This is a genomic window from Ditibartonella apis (assembly GCF_001952075.1).
Taxonomy (GTDB): Bacteria; Pseudomonadota; Alphaproteobacteria; order Rhizobiales; family Rhizobiaceae; genus Bartonella; species Bartonella apis.
In genome coordinates, this window is the sequence record NZ_LXYU01000002.1 from 439,310 (window position 1) to 460,347 (window position 21,038).

Annotated in this window: 20 protein-coding genes; 4 read left to right on the forward strand and 16 right to left on the reverse strand. The window is 44.6% G+C overall.

Annotated features, from left to right (window positions below; all coding sequences use genetic code 11):
• The first annotated feature begins 335 nt into the window (after window positions 1-335).
• Window positions 336-587: a hypothetical protein gene (locus tag PEB0122_RS06400; protein ID WP_075870269.1), complete on the forward strand. Its 252-nt coding sequence runs from the start codon at window positions 336-338 to the stop codon at window positions 585-587.
• Window positions 588-986: 399 nt separating this feature from the next.
• Here PEB0122_RS06400 and phnN read toward each other — a convergent pair whose 3' ends face one another.
• Window positions 987-1,622 carry a phosphonate metabolism protein/1,5-bisphosphokinase (PRPP-forming) PhnN gene (phnN, locus tag PEB0122_RS06405; protein WP_158025420.1) on the reverse strand — a complete coding sequence of 212 codons (636 nt, stop codon included), beginning with the start codon at window positions 1,620-1,622 and terminating at the stop codon, window positions 987-989.
• A gap of 266 nt (window positions 1,623-1,888) precedes the next feature.
• On the opposite strand from phnN, the gene purU reads away from it, so the two are divergent.
• The gene (purU, locus tag PEB0122_RS06410; protein WP_075870271.1) at window positions 1,889-2,773 is read left to right on the forward strand and encodes a formyltetrahydrofolate deformylase; all 885 of its coding nucleotides are present in this window, start codon (window positions 1,889-1,891) and stop codon (window positions 2,771-2,773) included.
• A gap of 421 nt (window positions 2,774-3,194) precedes the next feature.
• Window positions 3,195-3,926, forward strand: coding sequence for a hypothetical protein (locus PEB0122_RS06415; protein WP_075916153.1), 732 nt, complete (start codon window positions 3,195-3,197; stop codon window positions 3,924-3,926).
• Between the two features lie 262 nt (window positions 3,927-4,188).
• Here PEB0122_RS06415 and fliQ read toward each other — a convergent pair whose 3' ends face one another.
• From fliQ to fliF, 14 genes are all read right to left on the reverse strand, one after another.
• Complete coding sequence (gene fliQ, locus PEB0122_RS06420; RefSeq protein WP_075870273.1) at window positions 4,189-4,455, reverse strand: flagellar biosynthesis protein FliQ; 267 nt, start codon at window positions 4,453-4,455, stop codon at window positions 4,189-4,191.
• A gap of 19 nt (window positions 4,456-4,474) precedes the next feature.
• Window positions 4,475-5,128, reverse strand: coding sequence for a flagellar hook assembly protein FlgD (flgD, locus tag PEB0122_RS06425; protein ID WP_225867807.1), 654 nt, complete (start codon window positions 5,126-5,128; stop codon window positions 4,475-4,477).
• A gap of 16 nt (window positions 5,129-5,144) precedes the next feature.
• Window positions 5,145-5,573, reverse strand: a complete 429-nt coding sequence (flbT, locus tag PEB0122_RS06430; RefSeq protein ID WP_225867808.1) for a flagellar biosynthesis repressor FlbT — start codon at window positions 5,571-5,573, stop codon at window positions 5,145-5,147.
• Window positions 5,566-5,940, reverse strand: a complete 375-nt coding sequence (gene flaF / locus PEB0122_RS06435) for a flagellar biosynthesis regulator FlaF (protein WP_075916155.1) — start codon at window positions 5,938-5,940, stop codon at window positions 5,566-5,568. The genes flbT and flaF overlap by 8 nt, the downstream gene beginning before the upstream one ends.
• A gap of 56 nt (window positions 5,941-5,996) precedes the next feature.
• Window positions 5,997-7,088 carry a flagellar hook-associated family protein gene (locus tag PEB0122_RS06440; RefSeq protein WP_075916157.1) on the reverse strand — a complete coding sequence of 364 codons (1,092 nt, stop codon included), beginning with the start codon at window positions 7,086-7,088 and terminating at the stop codon, window positions 5,997-5,999.
• A gap of 7 nt (window positions 7,089-7,095) precedes the next feature.
• Window positions 7,096-8,451, reverse strand: a complete 1,356-nt coding sequence (gene flgK / locus PEB0122_RS06445; protein ID WP_075870276.1) for a flagellar hook-associated protein FlgK — start codon at window positions 8,449-8,451, stop codon at window positions 7,096-7,098.
• Window positions 8,452-8,510: 59 nt separating this feature from the next.
• The gene (locus PEB0122_RS06450; protein WP_075870452.1) at window positions 8,511-9,782 is read right to left on the reverse strand and encodes a flagellar hook protein FlgE; all 1,272 of its coding nucleotides are present in this window, start codon (window positions 9,780-9,782) and stop codon (window positions 8,511-8,513) included.
• A 368-nt stretch (window positions 9,783-10,150) separates the two neighbouring features.
• Window positions 10,151-10,834 carry a response regulator transcription factor gene (locus PEB0122_RS06455; RefSeq protein WP_075870277.1) on the reverse strand — a complete coding sequence of 228 codons (684 nt, stop codon included), beginning with the start codon at window positions 10,832-10,834 and terminating at the stop codon, window positions 10,151-10,153.
• A 278-nt stretch (window positions 10,835-11,112) separates the two neighbouring features.
• Window positions 11,113-11,682, reverse strand: a complete 570-nt coding sequence (locus PEB0122_RS06460; protein ID WP_075916330.1) for a transglycosylase SLT domain-containing protein — start codon at window positions 11,680-11,682, stop codon at window positions 11,113-11,115.
• On the reverse strand, window positions 11,639-13,453 hold the full coding sequence (gene fliK, locus PEB0122_RS06465; protein WP_075916159.1) for a flagellar hook-length control protein FliK: 1,815 nt from the start codon (window positions 13,451-13,453) through the stop codon (window positions 11,639-11,641). The genes PEB0122_RS06460 and fliK overlap by 44 nt, the downstream gene beginning before the upstream one ends.
• Window positions 13,450-14,745 carry a chemotaxis protein gene (locus PEB0122_RS06470; RefSeq protein ID WP_143238524.1) on the reverse strand — a complete coding sequence of 432 codons (1,296 nt, stop codon included), beginning with the start codon at window positions 14,743-14,745 and terminating at the stop codon, window positions 13,450-13,452. Before PEB0122_RS06470 ends, fliK begins: the two co-directional genes overlap by 4 nt.
• On the reverse strand, window positions 14,742-16,193 hold the full coding sequence (locus PEB0122_RS06475; protein ID WP_075916161.1) for a MotB family protein: 1,452 nt from the start codon (window positions 16,191-16,193) through the stop codon (window positions 14,742-14,744). The genes PEB0122_RS06470 and PEB0122_RS06475 overlap by 4 nt, the downstream gene beginning before the upstream one ends.
• Entirely contained in the window at window positions 16,190-16,936 is a 747-nt protein-coding gene (locus PEB0122_RS06480; protein WP_143238802.1) for a hypothetical protein, read from the reverse strand. Before PEB0122_RS06480 ends, PEB0122_RS06475 begins: the two co-directional genes overlap by 4 nt.
• Before the next feature lie 39 nt (window positions 16,937-16,975).
• Entirely contained in the window at window positions 16,976-18,652 is a 1,677-nt protein-coding gene (fliF, locus tag PEB0122_RS06485; RefSeq protein WP_075916165.1) for a flagellar basal-body MS-ring/collar protein FliF, read from the reverse strand.
• Window positions 18,653-18,992: 340 nt separating this feature from the next.
• Here fliF and PEB0122_RS06490 point away from each other — a divergent pair, with 340 nt between their 5' ends.
• Window positions 18,993-19,358 carry a hypothetical protein gene (locus PEB0122_RS06490; protein ID WP_075870283.1) on the forward strand — a complete coding sequence of 122 codons (366 nt, stop codon included), beginning with the start codon at window positions 18,993-18,995 and terminating at the stop codon, window positions 19,356-19,358.
• Window positions 19,359-19,609: 251 nt separating this feature from the next.
• Here the strand turns inward: PEB0122_RS06490 and PEB0122_RS06500 are convergent, their stop codons facing one another.
• Window positions 19,610-20,707, reverse strand: coding sequence for a flagellin N-terminal helical domain-containing protein (locus PEB0122_RS06500; protein ID WP_075916169.1), 1,098 nt, complete (start codon window positions 20,705-20,707; stop codon window positions 19,610-19,612).
• Window positions 20,708-21,038 lie beyond the last annotated feature (331 nt).

Here is a 21,038-nt window from a genome sequence, read left to right on the forward strand (position 1 = left end):
TGATTAAAAAAATCCGATATTTAGTATTTCAAACTTTATAAGCGGGCTTTCAACGTTCAGTATTCGCTACATGAACGTTGCAATGAAGGCTTGATCAGGGATTTTTTCTCCCTAAAAGGCGAGATAGCTCCAAGACAATGTCAGTAAACACAGTTACACGAAATTAGCCATCTGTTTTTCTCAATCGAAACCCTCATCATTTTTGTTTAACGGGGTGAATTGTCGCAGTTAAAAACTGCATCATTTACAGGAGTAATAAAAAAATGATCTAGTCTTGCAGACTATCAGGTTGAAACACACATTTAATTAGAAGAACGAATACAGGAATTTTAAAAATGTCCGATGACGATAAAAATAAACATGTAAAAATAGTCGATGTCGAAAAAATCGACGAACAGGACGATGATAAGAATGGTCCCGTCGATACTGTCGACATTTTTGATGACGTTACAGGCGACGATGATGGCAAATTCCGTCCACGCAACAAGAAAGCAGAAGATATAGAAAATCCGTTGAGTGACGAGGATAGAGATGTCGTGGGAGAAAATCTTTTTACCAGCGAGCCGGACGAAGATGAGCCGGAATGACCGGCTTCCGTTTTAAATTGCACATTTAGCTAGCATATTTTAGTTATTTGACGGGAGGTTGCTTTTAACCTCCTTTTCTCCTCGTTTAACAACTTATTCTTCTCTCAATGTCGTCTGTCTGGACGCGAGTTGTTAAATCAGCCCTGAACGCGATTGAATATATGAATAGGCCGAAGTGCTCTTGCACTGACGTAACAAGATATTTTTCGCAATAACATTGATTATCTGTTCTTTGCTCAAAATCGGCGTGACGATTTCTCCGTGTTCCAGAACACAGAGATCATGAAACAACAATTTTTGACTTTTCGAAAAGCAAAGAAAATAATTTACTTTGGTTGGAAAAACAGATTTCGCCGTAAATCGGGTAAAAAATAAATACAGGTTTTATGATCTATAGTTTTAATGCTTGTCTGCAGTCATGCGGGAATTTTGTCCAGCCAATTTTTCCAGAATTACCAATAATTTGCCGACCGCAATTTTCACATCACCCGAATTATCTATGTAGCAATATTCAGCCCCGTCGGGCAATTGGATTGGAACATTTGCACGTTCCAGCCTTTCGGCAATATCTGATTTACTTTCTCTTTTACGATTGATGAGTCGTTCTTTCAGAATTTGCGCCGGAGCATTGATTTCAACGACGAGAACATGGTCGAATAATTTTTTTGCCATTCCAAGACTATTTCGCGAGATATTGGCAATTACAATTTTCCCTTGTTTTACGTCATTCTCTATATCTGCGGGAAGGCCATAATAAATTCCATGCGCAAACCAGTGCATAGAGAATGCGCCCTGATCCAGAAGTTTCAGGAACTGTGCCACTGATACTTCTATATTGTCTTCGTTACCTAATTTTTTCGAATTTTCATCTTGTCGATTTTGTCGCGAGATACCGGATTGTCGCGTGATTATACGTCGGGTAAATAAAAAGTCCTCGTTATTTGCCAGAACCTCATGAATAACATTAATGACCGTGTCTTTTCCCGCCCCACTCGGTCCAACAATTGCAACGAACCAACCAACATTTTTCATCATAGACCAAATGTCCATATCAAGGAGACTCTTGTCTCCCGAATTCCTTCAATGGAAAGAACTCCTATTACTTTACAACCGTAGAGAAATAATTGCCATGTCATTTGACAAAAACGCAAGCTCTGTAACGAGCAAAAATTATCGATGCCTCATCGATAACCTAACAATAATATTATATTCATATTTCTTAATTAAAACAGATAATAACCGGAAGTCACCCGATATGAATAACAATTGATTGGCCAATAGGACACATGATACAAATGACAATGTCACGTTTTGTTTTAACTGTCGTTTGTCCCGCAAGAAGGGGCATCGTTGCCGCTATATCGACATTTTTGGCAAAAAATACATGTAACATTGTCAACAGTTCGCAATTTGATGATGCACTGTCGAAAAAATTCTTTTGTCGCGTCGGTTTTGATAGTGAAGGCGGGAAAGATATGCACGAGCTCGAAAAGGCATTTGAGCCGATTGCTCGTGAATTCTCTATGAACGCCAATTTTTTTGATACACAAGACCGCATGAAAGTTGTGATCATGGTATCAAAATTCGGCCATTGTTTGAACGATCTCATTTATCGCTGGAGAATAGGTGCGCTGCCAATTGATATAACGGGTGTTATCTCCAATCATCTTGATTATCAAAAACTCGTTGTCAACAATGACCTCCCCTTTTACCATATTCCGGTCAATAAAGACCGCAAACGGGAAGCCGAAGACCGTTTATTCGAAATCATTTCCGGAACCGGAACGGAGCTCGTTGTTCTCGCCCGTTACATGCAAATTTTGTCGGATCGGCTTTGCAAGGAAATGTCGGGAAAAATTATCAATATCCATCATTCATTCCTGCCAAGCTTCAAGGGGGCAACCCCGTATAAGCAAGCTTTTCAACGCGGTGTCAAAATTATTGGTGCCACCGCCCATTATGTGACAGCCGATCTTGATGAAGGACCAATTATTGAACAGGATGTTGTGCGTGTAACTCATGCACAAAACGCAGATGATTACGTTGCACTGGGGCGGGATGTCGAGGCGCAAGTTTTAGCACGCGCCATTCACGCTCATATCCATCATCGCGTTTTTATTAACGATAACCGCACGGTTGTCTTCCCCGCAACACCCGGGAGCTACGCTTCAGAGCGCATGGGATAATCAATTTAGCACAATACAATGTAAATAGTTGTTTTCAACAACGCCAATTTTATATGAACGAAAGCTTAAAGTTTCTGCTTTATTGCTTATTAGAAGCCAAAAGGCTGCGAAACCTTGACAAGGGTGGCATATAAAACAATTGAAAGTCCAGTTGAACTTCAACCTGGCAATTGATATATTGTTGTTCCGAATAGATTACGTTTTTGATGAACGTCTTTGTTATTTCAAAGTTAAAATAGGATTCTCGTTATACCAAGGGCGTTGGATTCTTTTATTTCCTGTTGGTATTTGAAAATCATCAAGAATTCTTGCTTTTTTCTAAAAAAAAGAATATTATGCCAACTAGGCTTATGAGGAGCTCGAAACAGAACAAGAAAAATCATGAAGATTGGAGCTTGTTGATAGTTTTTGGAGAGTAATTATGCAACCGGTTGATGCTACATCAGGCACCCGTTCGTTGACGACCGTGCAAGTAGCGGTGCCATCAACGCAGACGGCTCGGACCGACTCGGTTGTGGAACAAATTCCTATTGTTGAACCGCGGCCGCATTATCCGATTTCTGCGAGTGTCGCTGAGATAATGGCTCACATTACAGAGCTTATAAAGGAACAACAAACAGCATCTCAAGAAGCTTTACATCAGAAAAATCTTGATGAAGCTCGCGCCGAAATGGAGAAGCTTTTTGAAGCTGTTCAAGGCCAATCCGGTAATGGTTTGGATGGCAAGAAAACGGATGACAGCACAACACGCTTGGATGTTGATGGTGTGGCGAAGGTTGATGATCAGAAAGCCAAGGTTCCTGATGCTGGCGATAATAAAGTTACGCCGGAAGTTAAATCAGGTAATGATGCCAATGCTGACGGAACAAGCGATCAGGGGTCTAGCGGCATTCAGGCAAAAGATGATTCTTCACTAGGTGGTGGAAAGGTTAGCTCGAAAGGTAAAACCCATCTGCCGCATATATCCTTTGATGATAAAAGCGCAGATAAAAAGACTACCGGTTTGAAAGCGGATGGATCCCAGAATCCAACCTCAACGGTTCAAGCAGATAGTGATACAGATCTTTCAACTGTTAATTCCGGAAGCTTCAAAATTGATACACAAGTTAGTGTGAACGGAATAAATCCCGAAACTACTAAAGAAGATATCTAACTTTTCGAAACGGCGGATTTTAACAATTCCAAGTGGAAATAGCCATTAAATGGCTGTTTCCATTTTTTGTGTCATTTAAATACCCGTTCAGTGTTTTAACCGAACGATATTAGAGAGCATGGATCGTATGCTCGACGTATATATTTGTGTTATAGATTTTAGAAAAACAGACGTCAGATCAATTACAAATGCGAACGTTGAATAATACAAATATCGATAAATTGTGTTTTATATTTGCTTTATACTATAAAGAATCATGAGATTAAAATCCCGATTCAATGCGCCCATAGACTAACTGGGTGAACGAATAAATTTGACTGCCTACAAACGAAGCGGTCAGTGCAAGAACAACGAAAATGACGACAATTTTAGGTATAAAAGTCAGCGTCATTTCCTGTATTTGCGTCAAAGCTTGAAAAAGAGCGATAACAATGCCGATGGCCATAGCAGCGCCAACGGCAGGACCGCTTGCAACCAGAACGGTCCAGACTGCCGCCGTCATCATATCTACGGCATCAGCTTCATTCATTTTTCCTAACCCCGATAGATCAAGCCTGTGGCTTGTTATTCATCACAGTCACACCAGGCCCGATGAGAAGGTCTTTTCCGTTGTCCAGTTTAGCAATCAAACCATCGCTGTAAATCGTGACAGATTGTGCCGTTCCTGCAGTCACAACGCCTTTTTCATCGGTAAATGAAAGATATTTGCCCACATATCCTTCAGCGCGGGAAATCGGGCCATCAACCATAATATTGTTCAGTGACTTAGCCATTGTATCAAGTTTGGTGTTCGTCTGGGTTTGTTGCTCGACTGCCGAGAAGCTTGCCAATTGCGAAACAAATTCGGTTGAATCCATCGGCTTTGTAGGATCCTGATTCTTCATTTGCGCAATCAACAATTTGATAAATGTATTATAATCGGCCGTTGGCGCTTTTCCGTCCGTGCTTGATGTAGCAGTCGTAGAACCGATAGTCGTACCTGTATTCGACGTTGAAGGTGTTTGCGTTCCAGTCGTTGGTGCAGCTGTTGTTGCAGGAGCAGAATTCGTACCTGTGGTTGCACTCTTATCATCGTCTGTTTTTGATTCAGCCTGCGAGGCAAAACTCGATAAAGACGGTGAAGTCTTTCCGGCAGCGGTATTCGTTGCCGGAGTGTATTTCATAAGGCTTGATGTGTTATTATCGACAGCACTTATGGTCATGAATTTTCTCCTAAAATTAGGCCGTTTTCTTTTCCTTTGCAGGGGCGGTTTTTTTACCCATAATCTTCGCTTCTCTATCGAACAGTCCACGAATGACTTTCAAGACTTCGAAAATCTTATCTTGTTCGGTTAAATCGATACATTCACGCAAGCCTGCAAGAATTTCAGGATCGTTAAATGTGCGCAGCAGCTTGCCAAGCATCTCGACAAAGATTGTGACAGTTTTGTCAGCTGTATCGGGGTCAATCAACATAATCTGAGCAGCAAAATAAAGTTGCTTCAGAGGAGTATTTGTGTCCTCGACCTGCATGACATGGGCTTCAAGAAGGAAGGTCGCATCATTCAGAAGCTCTAAGGTGACCTTGCGATCCGGACGCAAAACTGCTCCGTTCAGATAGATCTTTTCATTTGGCCGCAATGTAATATGCATGGTTTTTTCAGTCATTTTTACTTTTCTCCGGATTTGTAGCAAGCCCGTCTCTGATGGATTCAGAGATTTCCACCAAAGCATCAAAGTCTGCTGTTTCCCCATTTTCCAATCTCTGAATTTCCTTCAGAATAAAAAAGCCGATGGAAATCAGAGAGGCTTTCAGGTCCGTCGGGAGTGCATTTTCCGCCAGCCCCAAATCTTCAATTAAAATAATCCATAACTTGCGTGTAAACGTTACAGCTTCGTAAGTTTCGCGAGTTTTGGGCCCTGCTTTCTGAGCAGCACGCAGCATTTTTATACAACGGTCAAAAAGGATACTTTCCCGTTCACGGGCCCCTATCTGATCATCTTCCATTACATCTTCGTACCGCATCTGATACATCAAAAATTCCCCAGATTTTACATCCGTGTTATTTAGTTTACCCCGAAAGGATTAAATTAAATATAATCCGCCAAAGTCATTTTGGCGATCCGAGCTGTCATATTGTAAGAAATTTGCAATACAGTTTGGAGTTGCACCAATTTTGCAGCTGCTTGAGTAGCATCTGCACCGATCATGTCATTACGTGTCTGGTTCAATATACTTAATTGTGCGTCAATATGCTCATTGGCATTGGTAACCCGATTTTGGGAGTTACCTAAATTGGACGCCGATGTTATAATCTCGTTAATCGCGCTTCCGGTCGACTTATTATCGGAAGAAGCCCTTGCACGATCGCCTACAACTTGCTGGGCAGCCGAAGAAAGCCCGATGTTACCGAATTCGGCAACGAGAACCATATTTTTCATCGCATGACGAAATCCGGCATCATTGGCACTTGCTGAAATATCAACAGTTTCGCCGCTTGCAGAAATGCGGTTCATGACCGCGCCATCTTTAGCGCGAGAGAAATTTGTTGACCAACTTGGTTCTTCAAACAACTTTTCAAATGGTCCATCAATAAAGGACTTCATTTGTTCATCTGTTATATTGGCAACCTGCGGGTCATCAAGATTAAAGCCGAAGTAATCTCTGAATGCATCCTGAACAATTTTGCTACCACCAGTATTGCTGCCTGCTTTGTAGTAATCGAAAGGTGGCTCGCTTGTATTTGATCCACCAAAAACATACTCGTTATTGTAGCTGGTGTTCATTGCCGAAACGAAAGAGTCGAGAGCTGTTTGAGCAGCAGACTGCATCGTTGCAGGTGTAGCCGAAACATTGTCGCCCACTAAAGCCTTGTTAAACTGGACAAGGCTGCCACCCGGTTTATCTTTTGTGCTCGCACCCACCAGGCTTTGCAAAGCAGTTTGCGCCGAAGCCATACGCTGAGCGGCCAAATTATTGCTATCTTTCAAGCCCTGAAGTGTCGAAATCTGGTTCTCGTTATCAACAAAGCGACCTGTCTGCCGACCAAGTTTCAAGCCGGGATCTCTGATCCGCTGTGTGGTCGATTCATAACTTGCTTCATTAATCTCGGATTGAGCTTGCGACACAATCGAGCGCTGAGAATTGTTCAAGACATAAGTAGAAATTGCGTTGATATTCATTTCACACCTACCTTACCGCACTCATCAGGTCATCCAGCATTTTGCCTACTGTCGTTATGATACGTGCAGTTGCCGAATAGGTTTGCTCCAACTGAAGCATGAGCGCCATTTCATCGTCTGTATTGACCCCCGTTTCATTGGAAAGAGCTTCTCCGGCACGGCTGAACATTGTGCTCTTATACTCGTTGTCAGAGGTGGCAGACTGGCGCACACCTTCTATCCACGAAAGGGATTGCTTACTGTAAGACGTGATACTTTGCGTGTTATCAAGACCTGTATCGTTACCGAAATTACGGGGCTTATCCAAATTGTCGATCAGTTTCTGAATATCTTTACCGAGCTTCTCCGGACCACCATCAGCGGTATTGCTATCAAACGCCGGATTAACACTAATCCTTCCTGCCGTACCGGTGACTTGAGTTTCGTCACCACCCTCGAATAGAGCGGGAGGACCTTTAAAAATATCGGTCAACGCATTGGCTATTTCATCAAGTTGTTTCTGGTATTGCGGAGCAGTTTCATCGCGAACTTTCAACAAACCGCCGAGCTTTCCGGATCCGTTAGGCGAATTGAAAGCATCATGCGAGAGCGGAACACCGTCAACAAGGACAGGGCTACCCGCTTTTCCAGCAGGCAATGGCCCGCTTGGAGAAAATGAAACCTGACGCGGAACCTTGTCATAAAGCGTACTGTCATCCATCCCGTAGATCGACATTGTCCCGTCAGGATGAGTAACTGTGGTTATACCAATTTCCTGAGACAATTCTTTAAGAATTGCATCGCGTTGATCCATATAGGCATAGCCATCACGCCCCGACCCTTTTTCATTAACGATTTCTTTTTCAACTTGCTGAAATTGTTTTAAAAGATCGTTGATATGATCAACAGAATCTTTGATCTCGCTATCTGTGTCAGTGCGTATTTTTTCAATTGCTTTGGAGCCGGCATTTAACGTATTGGCAAGATCTTTTGCCTTGTCAATCGCAGCATCTCCAGCTGTTCTTTGGCTCGGATTATTTGCATAAAACTGCAAAGCCTTTTTGAAATCGTCAAGCAAACGCGACGGCGAATTTTCAAAATCGTTCGTACCATAAATGTTCGAAAGTTGATTTGCACCGTTGTTTATAGCTGCAGCAGCAGCCGATTGACTGGATTTGACCAGATAGTTCGTAAGAAGTTCCGGATTATCATCGCGGATAACCTTGGAACTGACCATTCCGTTGGCGCCGGATTGGACATGGGTGGTGCGATGGGTATAATTTGTGTCCCGCGCACCACCAATATTTTGTGATACAACACTCATCTGACCAGACGATGTTTTGAGTGAATTTCTTGCTGTAGAAAGTGCTGTACCTAATGTCATTTTAGCCTTCTTTTATTTCATGTAATCGGCCGTTTAGCCGGTTTCAAGTAAGGTTAGTCCTATCGTTTCAAATTGACAATAACGTCCATTACTTCCGAACCCGTCTGGAACACTTTAGAGTTCGCAGTATAATTGCGCTGCGCTTCGATCATGTCTGTCAATTCATCACCGATATCGGCGTTTGACTCTTCCAACATACCACTTCTCAAAACACCGAATGTACCTTCACCCGGATGTCCGAATGTTTGACCACCGGCTTCCGGTACTGCCTGGAACACTGTTCCGGTAATCGGAATAAGTGAATCCGGCGCGGTTACGGTAGAGAGGCCAACGGTACCGATCGTTCTTACCTGACTATTACTATAGCTAACTTGTATTTCGCCGTTAGTACCAAAACTGAAGCCTTTATAGGTCCCTGGAGCATAACCGTCAGCTTCCGCATCAAATGTAAAGTTGGCACCAATCTGTGTCATACTGGTTTTACCGTTATTATCTTTGGCTGCCATGTTGATGGTAACCGGGAATGTAGTAACGGCTCCTGAAGTTTTGTTGACGTTCGGAACGTTGATCGTGAGCGGCGTTAATGGGGAAGTAATGTTACCGTCTTTGCCGAATGTTAACGTCTGCGGAGGGTTCAACAATTCTTCCACAACGGGATTACCGCCGGCGTCTGTTGTATTCGTGCAAGCGTGCATTTCCCAAGTGTTATCGTCGGTCTTTGTATAATAAAAGTCGACACTCACTGCGGTGCCCTGATCATCATAGACTGTGGCAGATTTCTTAAGATGATAAGTTTTCTCGTTTTTTGCATCAAAAGTGACAGCATTTTCGCCGGTTCTCTTGATAGCGGTTTTATCTGACTGAAGGTTTGCTGTTAAATTGATATTTGTGGTCACTTGGCCTTGGAGCAATTCACCGGCGCCACCTTTAATCACGACGCGTTTTCCGGTTTCATCCAGCAGATAAAATCCTGCAGCATTTTGTAAATAGCCTTCGCCGTTTCTCTGGAAAGAACCGGCACGGGTTAGGTATTCGGTTCCGGATTCATCTTGAACACGGAAAAAACCGTTACCTTCAAGCATGATATCGCCAGGCTTTCCTGTTCCGCGTCCTGCACCCTGCATCGAAATATCATGGCGAACAGTTGTTGTGACACCACCGGACTGATAAGCATTACGCGTTGATGGCATAACCAGATCGGAAAACTGGGTATCCGTCCGCTTGTAACCAGCCGTACTAACGTTAGCTACGTTATCTGCAACACCTGTAAGTCTGTTTGCCTGTGCGTTCATTCCTGCAACGCCGGTACGCATCATACCGTAAATACCCATTGTTATCTCCTTGAGTTGAGAACCATAGTTGCAACATAGAAGCGCATCCTTGTGCGAAGCTGGCGTTATTTCAGTTTCAAAGAAAATTAATTGTTCATTGGCACCGCGTTTCATTTTTAAAATGCCGTTTTAAACCTCATGCCGGTTTCAAATTTAACCTTACAACTCGAAAGTAAAAATCGAGCAAACAGAATGGTTCATTTGTCTCCAGCCCGAATAAAAGATTGAACAATCAAGAAAATGATACGGAAGAGCGGAATTTCAAGGCAAAAAGCTCTATGAAGGTTTTTTTAAATTCACTTTTGAATTGATCAAAAAAAAGCCTGCGAAACCGCAGGCTTAAAGAAATCGTATGGAGTTACGATAAATTAATCAATATTCAAGCTATAGCCAAGAAAACGTTTTGAATCGATAACATCGCTTCCAAGCTTGGCTTTCAATTTCTTGCGAAGTTTGCTGATGTGGCTTTCAACAACGTTTTCTTCCACATCTGAATCAAACACACCATATATGGCGTTGAAAATCTGCGTCTTGTTAACACGCCGGCCATGATTGGCAACCAGATATTCAAGAATACGGCGTTCACGACGAGGTAGAACAAAGTCAACACCGTTGATCTGGGGATCACGTCCATCGTTAAATACACTGATCGGTCCTAAAACAACTGCTGCATCGGATTTACGGATCTCTCCACCCATACGGCGGCGGATTGCTGCTACCCGAGCCAAAATTTCACGGACATGAATGGGTTTACGAAGCACGTCATCAATTCCGGCCTGGAACAAAGCCAATGTCTGTTCAAGTGAATTGTTTTCCGTGACAGCCAATACAGGAGCATCACAATGAGCGCGAATTTTCTTCGGTAATTCGATACGATCCTTGCAATCACCAAGAAGAATCGCTTCGACTGCTGACATTTCCGATTTTGGTGCAGTTTCTACCCAGTCATCGAAATCGGCAGATGATAAACCTGTTGCCGAGATGCCTTCCCGTGCGAACAAGGCAGAATAACCATCCGTTACCAGCTTGCGTTCGTCTACAACTATTATCATGTCCCTATTCCTATTAAACGCCCTCACCAAATTCTGAAACTCAAGAACTTATCCTTAATGAGGACTTTTCTTTAAGATATCTTTCACCACGAAAATTACAAGTCGTTTTTAACTTTTCCCGTCAAGAATCCGCCATACTTTCCCGAATTTAGACTATTTTTTTAACATTTTGACGTTTTAAAAAACTATTTTTCGTATAAAACGCGTTTATTTTCAAACAGTTAGCTATTCCTAAACGCGTTAACTATAGAATTTAACCATGCTTATTAAAACATCAGTTATAGTTCTCCACGACAAAACTGGCGCGAAGCTTGCGTCCATTTTCCGAAGCCGGAAGCAATCATGTTTGCCATGACCTGACAGACATATCGTTTTTGTGCGGGGTTATTATTCGGCCCTGCATGATAGCGGGCGACTGCCATTGTCCAACTCCCTTCCCTCTGCCTCAATTCCTTAAGGAATCGCGCAGCATAGTCGACGTTAAGGTGGGGCTGGAACATTGCTGCTACCGACGGAAATCGCTCCCCGTGATAATAGTGGTTGATCTGCATACAGCCGACATCAATCAGTTTTGCACCGCGACGTTTCGCCTCATAAAAGATACGCAATGCTTGCGACTCGTTTTGCGCAAAATACGCTTTGCCATCAATATTAAGCGCATATGGTTGAAGTGAGTCTTTGTTACCGGTTTCAGTAAGGCCTACAGCATAGAGAATTCCCAATGGAATATCATAACGTTTCGATGCTTCGATCATTTCGCCCTCGCAAGCATTGCCTGCGAAAGCAGTTGTGACAGGCGTCAGACTAGACAACCAGATGGCGAGGATCGCGAACAGTAGTTTCTTCACGTCCACCTTCTTCCTGCAAGGGCGTACCGGTGATTGGAAATTCGGTAAACGTTTGCCTTGATCCATTGTGCCCACCTTGTCCCTGTTGTCCGGAAAATTGCCGCTGGCCGTTAAAATTCTGGCCACTATTATCTTGCTGGGACGGTGATTGGCCCGAATTGCTCGATTGTCCCTGTTGGACTGTTTGTGAACTTCTGTCGACAATCATAATCGTCAAATGTCCATCATCATTGAAACCGGACTTTTCCAGCGCCTTATGTAAGGCATGGTGGTCAGCAGCAAGGAGACGGGCCGTTTCCTGACGTTCGGCATGAATTTCGATATGCAGTCCATCGCTTGTTTTGCGCAACCGCGCCTCGACCATGCCAAGGTTTTCCGGATTGAGTTTGATACGCAAAAGACGCATACCACCAACTTGACGATTTTCTGTTACCTCGACGCCAACAATGCGGCCGGCTTGTGTCTGATCGCCCCCTCTCGTTTCAGGCGTTGCTACTCTGTCACCAACATTCAATGTCGAACCCGCCTGAGCTTCATCGGCAGCATTATCGAAATTTGCCTGCTGTGAAGAATTGTTAGACGCCTGAAAGATATTATTCTGTGTACGTCTATCACCATTTTGCTTTCGGCCGGATACCGTGTGATCTGCTCGACCAGTTGCAACTTTCGCGTCACCATCTTCGCTTTTAACTGAAGGAATATCGTTATCTTCAAGGGCAAGGCCCGATTGTCCACGATCATCTTCGCCGACAGCTTTAGCAGCAGGCTCGCCTACTGTTTTGTCATCGTTGGCAATTTTACCAAATGCATTTTTGGCGTCTTTTTCTGCTCCAGAAATTCGAGCCGTTTCAGCTTGAGCCTGGGGTTTGTTACTATTTGTCTGTACTGCTGCAAGCTGAGCATCTGTTGCGTTTTTTGCTGCTTGTTCTACAGCGCCGTCAGAAGATGCTACGGCCGCATCGATTGCCTCCGGTTGTTGCATATCACCTTTGGATTTATCTCCGCCGAGAGAATGGGCAACTTTCGTATAATTGTTTTGATTAACAACTACGTGGTTGACAGTCGCCAATTGGTTAACATCCAAGCTTGAAGAATTTCCGGTGTTTTCGGATTGGCTACCGTCGCCGTCGGCCGATTTGCCGTTTTTATCCTTGGACAAATGCAATTTATCTTTGGAAACAGTTCCGTTCAAGCCGGACTGATCGGACTTTTCATCGCTTTTAGAATTCGAACCAACAGTGTCTTTTTCTATTGATGAACCGGCTTTTTGTTCATCAAGATGTTTAAGAATATCGTGAATAGACGAAGACGATTGATCGTCCCCGTTATTCTGATCATGGTGTACAGAAGTTTTCGTATTTTCTTGTTGTTTTTGCGGTTGAACGGATACGCTGTCTTTCGTTTGTGAAGTGTTTTGTTTGGTAACTTCGTTTGAACGAACCTTATCATTGGTTGCTTTGTCAGTTACACCTTTATCATTAGCAATCTTGTCGGCCGAAGCTTTATCGTTTGCAACTTTATCGGCATAGAATTTATCCGAATATGCTTTGTCGGAGTATGCTTTGTCCGAATAGGATTTATCAGATGCAACCTTTGCCGATTGCCTGTCGTTTTCTTTCAACGTTGCAGATCTATCACCCTGATCTTTATGCAAGATATCATCAAAACTTGTGTCAGAAGATTGATTGGATTGTGCCGCTCTTTTATTCTCGGCTTTGGGTTGGGTGTTGCTTGCAATAATGTTCGTAAAATCCCCCGAAATTACCATCATTTTTTCTCCAGTAGTTTGTCTACGTCACTGATTTTCTTTTGTGTCTGCTGCATGAATTGATCAATTTCATTAGATGTTTTTTTCACATCAACCTTGCCCGAAGCATTTTCTGTCGGCATTGGTAACGGTTCGGTCGTCTTTTTCCCGACCTGATCAAGCGGCACTCCGACAGCTTCTTTCAACGCCGGCTGTTCCTCGTCCGGGTCTTCATCTTCATTCTGTTGTTTCGGCAAAATATTTGTATCAAGAACAACCCCTTTAGCGACCGCTTTGGCCGCCATTAGCAACGGCCGGTCTTTTTCTGGCAAATTGTCGACAGAAATTGTCTTCAGCATCTCGCCAGCATCTTCCGCTGCCGTTGACCCCACCGAACTTGCCGCGTAATAAAGACGCGCCGACGAGTCATCTACATTGAGAGCCTGTGTAAGACCGAGAGCTTTTTCCGCGCCAAAGTGGGCGCGCGGCATACGCGCTTCAATCAATGCTGCCCGACTGATTTTCAGATAGATGACGAGCTGTATCTGTTTTGGTGCATAACCAACAAATTCGCTTAATTCCTGATCATTGAAACGGCTATCCATCATTGGCAGTGAAGTAGCAAAATCCCGCCAGAATTCGTTTGCATAGGGTGATTTGGAAAAACGTGTTACATAATTTCTTGTAAGCAAACGCAAAAGCTTGACATCGCCCATCATGGTAGCAACTCTCACCTGACGGCGAATAGCCGCTTCCTCGAAAAGCGAGCCCGGTGCTGCAAGCCTTACCCAATTCAAACGAGCTGATGCTTTTTCCGGACTGGCTTCCGTCAAATCGGCTACCGTGCTCAAAGTGATGGAAAGCAATAATGCTGCCGGAATTTCGGAGTCATCTTCGGGCAAGTTATCAAAAGCCCTTAAAAACCTATCCTTTTTGTGGTGGCTATATGCCAGAGCACCATCAATGTAGTTTTTAGGAATAATTCCATCCGGTGCGTTTTTGAGAATAGTCTCAACAACGCTGGGATTTCCACCATTGAACAGATAAGTGAGTGCTGCAAAAAGATTTTGCGCATTTTCCCAAGTCGATGGATCTTCCGTCAAAAACTTCTGGCCGATATCGGCAAGCACGCGGGGCTGCATCTGCAATGCACCGGGCTGGCCGCTAGCAATATCATCCTGCAAGCTTTCCAGCGAGCGGACAAGCTGAACCGGCCCCAATACGGATTCAGTCATCTGTGCTTCAAGCGGTGTTGAAACGATAAGTGGCAGAGCGACACCGGCAAGACATATCATTTTGAAAAAACGATTTATCATTGTTTCTTCTCCACTTTTGTCTCGCCGCCAGCCTTGGCTTTATCAGCCGCATTTTCTTTATTGCCGTTACTGCTTTTTTCTTCCGTTTCACCCTGTGGCAACCGCATGAAGATTTCGATCCGGCGGTTTTCGGCTGCATAAGGATCAGCTTTGTTTTTTAACTGATGATCGGCATAGCCTTCAACGCGGAGAATCCGTTTTTCGTCAAGCCCCCCACGAACCAGCATGTAATAAGCCATTTGTGCGCGAGAGCTTGATAATTGCCAGTTATCGTAAGTTGCATTTTTATAGGGGCGTGAATCGGTGTGACCGGCAATGACAACATCACCCTTTTTGTTTTGCAGAATTTTCGCGACACCGGCTAACAGATCAACCACTTTTTTATCCGGCTTGGCCGAACCGACAGAAAACATGCCGTAATGGGCCTGGTCCATCAGCTCTATCGCCACACCATCTTTGACCGATACAACCCGAACCATCGGTTGTTGGGTACTTTTCGCATCTTTGATAAGTTTGCTGAGCTCACTCGAGATTTCACGAACCACAGCTGGCAAAGATTTGTCTTTTGCTGCTTCTTGTGGTGTTTCTGCTTTGGTCACACTGATCTGTTGCTCGACTGTTTGCGCCGAAGTTCCGGCTGCCGCGCCTGTTTGTTTTTCTTTTTCACTTTGCGGCGTCTGCTCGCCTGCTTTCTCTGCTTCGTTATTTAAAGCGTTTTCAGCCTTTTTCTCTTCGCCAGCCGTCGCATTTTGCTGTTGAGCGGACTGTTCGGCAGCCTGCACCGGCTTGCCCTCATTTCCAGGAGTTGCCGTCTCGCTTGCATGTTCGGGAATTGCAACCCCCGGCTGACTTGGCAATTTGGCATCACGCCCGCCGGAATTCTGGCTTGGTCCGCCATCTGTTTCGGCTATTTCGTGAGAAGCATTTTTTGTCCAGTAATCGGGTGAAAAGGGATCCCGATACGCTGTTCCTTCGCTTGCCCCTTTTTGCGAACCGCCTTCGGCATTGCCACCAGCACCGCTTTCACTTTCTTGGTCAACAGCAGATTTTTGGGCAATTTTATCGAGCTCTTCGTAAGGCTCGCTCATCATTTTTTGCTGTTCGGCACTACTTTGTTTATCGCCACCTTCTTTCGAACCCGGTTCACCATGAGCTTCATTACCGGACTTTTTGTCATTGTCACCAACAGCATCGTTTTCCTGAATACCTTTCGGATTGGTACGCCGGTCAACCAATTTGATAGGATTGAAGTAGCTTGCAACAGCGGCTTTGGTTTCTTCGTTTGCAGCATTGATGAGCCACATAACAAGGAAGAAGGCCATCATGGACGTCATAAAATCCGCATAAGCAACTTCCCATGCGCCGCCGTGATGCTCACCTTCATCCTGGCCGCCACGACGGACGATGATTATTTCATCATGAGGTTTTTCGGGCTCGTCTGAACTCATTCTACCAGCCCCTTCAATTCTTTCATAATCGGTTCAAGTCGCGTTGCGATGACCTCGTTACCCAATTCCAGCCTTATGTCAGCTGAATCGGTTGGCCGCAAAACAAACTTGTCTTTGTCAAAATCCGTCCGCTGTTCCAAAGCTTTCAACAACTCTTCATTGCCTTCGATAACTAATGGTTGCTTGGCCGAAACTGCTTCTTGGGCAATGCGTTTTGCAAAATCGTTTAACGCATCGTCGCGCATTTTGTCGCCAATAAACGCGCCAAGTATTTTTGCAACATCGGTGCTGATGTCTTCGAGCATCTCGTCGAAACCTTTTTTCAGACTTTCATCCAAATTTCCGGCAACTTCCGCAATGGTTTTTGTCTTCAACTCGCTCAAAGCTTTTTCATGTTCGGCTATGAGAGTTTGCTTTTCTTGTGCAAACTTTGCTTCCATTTCAGCTTTTGTTTGAGCGACAGCTTCATCAACAGCCTGCTTTCTCAGCTCTTCTGCATTGGCTTTCGTTTCCATTACGAGAGAAGCTTCGTCAAAGCTGTCTTCAGGTTTATCTTCTTTATGGTTGAAGTCGACCATTTCGTCGGCTTCAACAACGGGTTCCTCGTCGTGAACGGGAATTTCCGCATCCATCGGCAACACTTCAACCTCGGTATCGGGGATTTTACGAGGCGCAAAATCGCTCAAAAAATGGGAAAGCGAAGCGGCTTTCTTGTTTTCCATTTCTGTGTTGCTGTTATCCATTGCGCTTATCATCTTTCACCCCGGGGTTTACGGCTGTTGTCAAGCCGCTTGTGCCGGCGTTCCTTTGTTGTTGTCTTCCTGTACCCACTCGCGCAGGACATTTGCAAAACGGTCTTCATCCATCGAAATCATCTGATCAAGGCGGTTCTGCGGCGGAACACGCATACGAGAACGCAAATCTTGTAGTCCATCCTCATCCGGTATCATATTACCATCAAACCCTTCATTCTTGCTAGCCTCATTCGGTAGAGCCGGCATGTTCTCCGGTCCGGCCAAGGCACTTTCATTGGCTCCCGACAGTGCAAGCTGGTTACCATGCATTTCGCGCATCAGCGGACGTACACCTAAGAACATGATGAGCAATACTGCAATGACAAGGGCTGCACCATTTACAAGACCTGACGTATATTTTGACAGAGACTGCCAGATCGGTGTCGAGACAGGCTGCATATTTTCGTCGTCGTTGGAGACAAAATCGACAGCCGTTACATTGATAATATCACCCCGGTCGGGATCAAGTCCGGACGCTGTTGCGACCATTTGACGGATGCGGTTGACCTGATCATCAACATAGTTGGCCGGTGCCGGTGCTTCCTTGTCACTGGGTTTCAAGCGTGACCGGTCGATAACAACGGCAACAGCAAGTTTCTTGACATTGAAACCGTCGCTGACTGTGGAAATTGTTTTCGAGTTGATCTCGTAATTGGTTGTTTCTTCACGGCGGTCCTTTTTATCGGAAGAGTTTTCGCCCGCACCGCCTGCAATTTCTTCTTGCGGAATGTTTTGTTCAACACCGACAGCGCCGTTATTACGATTGTTCTGGGCGTCGCCCTGATCACGGACCGTGCGAACCGAACGCGCAACCTGTGAATCCGGATTATAAATGGTTTCGTTTGTCTGGCGGCGGTCGGTATCCAATGCAACCTGAACGCTGGTCTGGAAATGATCCATGCCGAGATATGGAGCCAATTGTTTGCGGATGTTTTCATCAATCTGCGCGGCAACCTGCCGTTCAAGCGAAGCCATCATGACAGGTGCACCGTTCATCGCGTCGGTACCGGAAGCTAAAAGCTTGCCGCTTGTATCAAGCACTGTAACCGAACTTGCTTCGAGAGATGGAATGGCGGCTGCTACCAACTGGCGAATGGATTGTGCCGACTCGGCGGCAAAATTGCCGTCCGTGCGGATGACAACGGAAGCAGACGGTTTCTGATTTGCACGACGGAAAGAGCCTTTATCCGGCAAAACAATGTGAACACGTGCAGCTTTAACCCCCTGCACAGCCTGAATTGTACGGGCAATTTCACCTTCCAGAGCGCGCTGACGGGTTATCTCCTGCATAAAGGAAGTAAGCCCCAGAGACCCCATATTGTCAAAAAGCTCATAGCCGGCATTGTTTGATGTCGGCAGGCCTTTTTCGGCGAGAAACATACGTGCTTTTTCAGCCTGTCCAACGGGAACTTGAACAGAAGTACCATCGGAAGAAACGTCAAAAGCAATGCCTGCTTCACCCAGTGCCATGCCCATGCGATTGACATCATCGCGGGTAAGGCCGACATAAAGCGTCTCGTAAGTCGGTCGGGTGAGATAAAAGCTTGAAAACAGAATCGTTCCGAATAATGCAACCCCGACCAGACCCAGAGCAATCAGACGTTTGGCGCCCAACTTGCCAAGTGCCGAGCCAATCGAAGAAAACAGAGCCAGTATTCTATCCATGTATCTTTACCGTATAAATTGGGCAGAAACCCGTTGTTTCTCGTCAGAAATATAGGCTTTAAAAGCTGACATATCCCTAACTTTACTTTGCACCATAGTGGCCGAAGCTTGCGCGAAGGTGAACAACCGATTGAGCATGGTGCGACATCTGGTGCTCTTCACCTTATGGTTAATAGGCAATGGAAACTATTGTCACTCTCGAATGGACGTGGTACCCAAAACCGGCTAGCCTCTGTTGGAAAATCAACCACTCGACAATCGGGGTGAGCTGCGGCGCAACATGTTTTTCATGTTGTTTTATTGCGGGGGTGCCAATTGGGATAAATTAAAAGGATAATCGATGTACCGTTTATTTTTCACAGCTATTTTGTGTTTGCCGCTTGTTGCCTGTGGCGGCTCGAAAAAAACCTGTAGCTCGCGAGAGGTGCTGGATGCTCTTCATGACAAGCTCGTTATCGGGATGAACTACCAAGCTGGAGTTGATGGCTATTACGACGGCCAAAAGGCAAAAATTACTTTGACCGACCCTCGGACAATTGGTCCAAGCGGTGATTTTATGCGTTGTTCCGTAGCTATGAAATTGACCCACTATGTCGACCCGAAAACAAACGAACGCTACCCGAAGCCTTTGGAAAAAACTGTTCCAATGCCTTTCAGCTTCAAAGATGTTGATGCGATGATTACGGAAATCAGGGTTGCACAATAAGTGTTGCGCGATTTTTCGGGCAATCCCTTCAACTTTTCACCATTTGCGTGAAAAAATCCGGCGTAAGGAATAATCTGCCAAAAAATCTGGTGGAGCCTGAATTAGCCTATGAAGATAAATGCTTGAACCATGCATGGAACAAAAAACATTTCGAATAGGCAAATAATAGAAAAAAGGCCGCGTTTTACGCGGCCTTTCGAATTGATAAAGCAACTCCGGTTGCGAATGCAACCGGAAGAGCATGATTGCGATTATTGACGGAACAGCGACAAGATGTTCTGGCTGTTCTGGTTTGCAATCGACAAAGCCTGAATGCCCAATTGCTGTTGAACCTGCAAAGAAGCAAGGCGGGCAGATTCTGCATTCATATCGGCATCAACCAGTGAACCGACACCTTTATCAATAGCGTCCATCAACTTGCTGACATAGTCGATCTGGCCTGAAACCTGCGCTTTTGCAGCACCCAAAGCAGAACCGGCTGTCATAACATTATCGAATGCAGTTGCTCTTGAAGACTGCGTTACATCAATAATGTCTTTTATCGCGGCATCTGAAAGTCCTGTCAAATCCATGTTGACAAAATCGGCAACTGTGAAACCTTTAATTGCATTTTTGAAAGTCGTATGCGGATCAGTAGCGGCAGTTTCAACCTGTGGAGCCGGAGGAGTCGAAGGATTCGAAGTGCTTGACGAGCCGCTGCTCGCAGAGGCCAATGCAGTGTCCAAAGCTGTAGCTGCAGATTTAACCGCATCTATTTTCACCCCCGATGTTCCGAAAACAGTTTTTAATACACCCTGTGTCAAATCGAATTCACCAGGCTTAGCCGCATCCGGTTTTGCAAAGTTAAGGTCAGCACCGCCAACACTAATCATATCAACGTAAACATTCGAACCTTCACGACGATAAGCACCAGCAATCTGCATTGTCGCGCCATTACTGCCAAGGATGTTCTTTTCAGCCAAAGAAGCCGAATAAACTGCAGACTTGATGTCTTCCATATTGGCTTTAATATCGCTCTGAACTTTCTTGATGTCGCCTGTACCTTTTTCATAAGCCGTCACAAGCGATTTCGAGATTTTATCCAGATAATCTGTCGATTTGCTGATGGTTGTATTGGCAACATCAATCTGGCTTTGACCAAGTGACATCGCATCGGAAACAGCACTCAATGTGTTACGATCCGAACGCATGGCCGAAGAAATTGACCAATAAGCGGTGTTATCTGCTGCTTCGTTAATGCGCAAGCCCGTTGAAACACGGCGCTGCGTTGTGTCCATATTATCACCAATTGAACGCAATGTTTGCAAAGCAGTCATAGCGGATTGGTTGGTAAGTAGACTTGTACCCATAATAATTGTCCCTTCGGATTAGAATTTAACAGGGACATGCTGGCCAACCAGCGGGTGACAGAGCGGCTTCATGCCTATCAGTATTATTGGTGTTTTTTTAACACTCTACTAACCTGTCACGTCTTATATATACTTCATATTGTTTTAATTGTAAATATATTTATAAAAAAATAATATTGATATTATAATTATCTGTTTTTCACTTACATCTTACTGTTTTCTATACAATTTTTCAAATAAAAATATAAAATATAATTAGTCGACTTATATTATTATTTTCTATACAGACGCTAAAAAGAATTGTCGGGAAGACACGAACATGAGTTGCTAA

Coding starts and splice junctions, on each gene's coding strand:
- PEB0122_RS06415 (WP_075916153.1), top strand. CDS start 3,195: ATGCAACCGGTTGATGCTACATCAGGCACCCGTTCGTTGACGACCGTG.
- PEB0122_RS06480 (WP_143238802.1), bottom strand. CDS start 16,936: ATGGATAACAGCAACACAGAAATGGAAAACAAGAAAGCCGCTTCGCTT.
- phnN (WP_158025420.1), bottom strand. CDS start 1,622: ATGATGAAAAATGTTGGTTGGTTCGTTGCAATTGTTGGACCGAGTGGG.
- flbT (WP_225867808.1), bottom strand. CDS start 5,573: ATGACTGAAAAAACCATGCATATTACATTGCGGCCAAATGAAAAGATC.
- PEB0122_RS06450 (WP_075870452.1), bottom strand. CDS start 9,782: ATGGGTATTTACGGTATGATGCGTACCGGCGTTGCAGGAATGAACGCA.
- PEB0122_RS06500 (WP_075916169.1), bottom strand. CDS start 20,707: ATGGGTACAAGTCTACTTACCAACCAATCCGCTATGACTGCTTTGCAA.
- PEB0122_RS06400 (WP_075870269.1), top strand. CDS start 336: ATGTCCGATGACGATAAAAATAAACATGTAAAAATAGTCGATGTCGAA.
- PEB0122_RS06490 (WP_075870283.1), top strand. CDS start 18,993: ATGTACCGTTTATTTTTCACAGCTATTTTGTGTTTGCCGCTTGTTGCC.
- PEB0122_RS06440 (WP_075916157.1), bottom strand. CDS start 7,088: ATGAATATCAACGCAATTTCTACTTATGTCTTGAACAATTCTCAGCGC.
- flgD (WP_225867807.1), bottom strand. CDS start 5,128: ATGACCATAAGTGCTGTCGATAATAACACATCAAGCCTTATGAAATAC.
- PEB0122_RS06475 (WP_075916161.1), bottom strand. CDS start 16,193: ATGAGTTCAGACGAGCCCGAAAAACCTCATGATGAAATAATCATCGTC.
- flaF (WP_075916155.1), bottom strand. CDS start 5,940: ATGTATCAGATGCGGTACGAAGATGTAATGGAAGATGATCAGATAGGG.
- fliK (WP_075916159.1), bottom strand. CDS start 13,453: ATGATGGTAATTTCGGGGGATTTTACGAACATTATTGCAAGCAACACC.
- PEB0122_RS06470 (WP_143238524.1), bottom strand. CDS start 14,745: ATGATAAATCGTTTTTTCAAAATGATATGTCTTGCCGGTGTCGCTCTG.
- PEB0122_RS06455 (WP_075870277.1), bottom strand. CDS start 10,834: ATGATAATAGTTGTAGACGAACGCAAGCTGGTAACGGATGGTTATTCT.
- purU (WP_075870271.1), top strand. CDS start 1,889: ATGTCACGTTTTGTTTTAACTGTCGTTTGTCCCGCAAGAAGGGGCATC.
- fliF (WP_075916165.1), bottom strand. CDS start 18,652: ATGGATAGAATACTGGCTCTGTTTTCTTCGATTGGCTCGGCACTTGGC.
- flgK (WP_075870276.1), bottom strand. CDS start 8,451: ATGACATTAGGTACAGCACTTTCTACAGCAAGAAATTCACTCAAAACA.
- fliQ (WP_075870273.1), bottom strand. CDS start 4,455: ATGAATGAAGCTGATGCCGTAGATATGATGACGGCGGCAGTCTGGACC.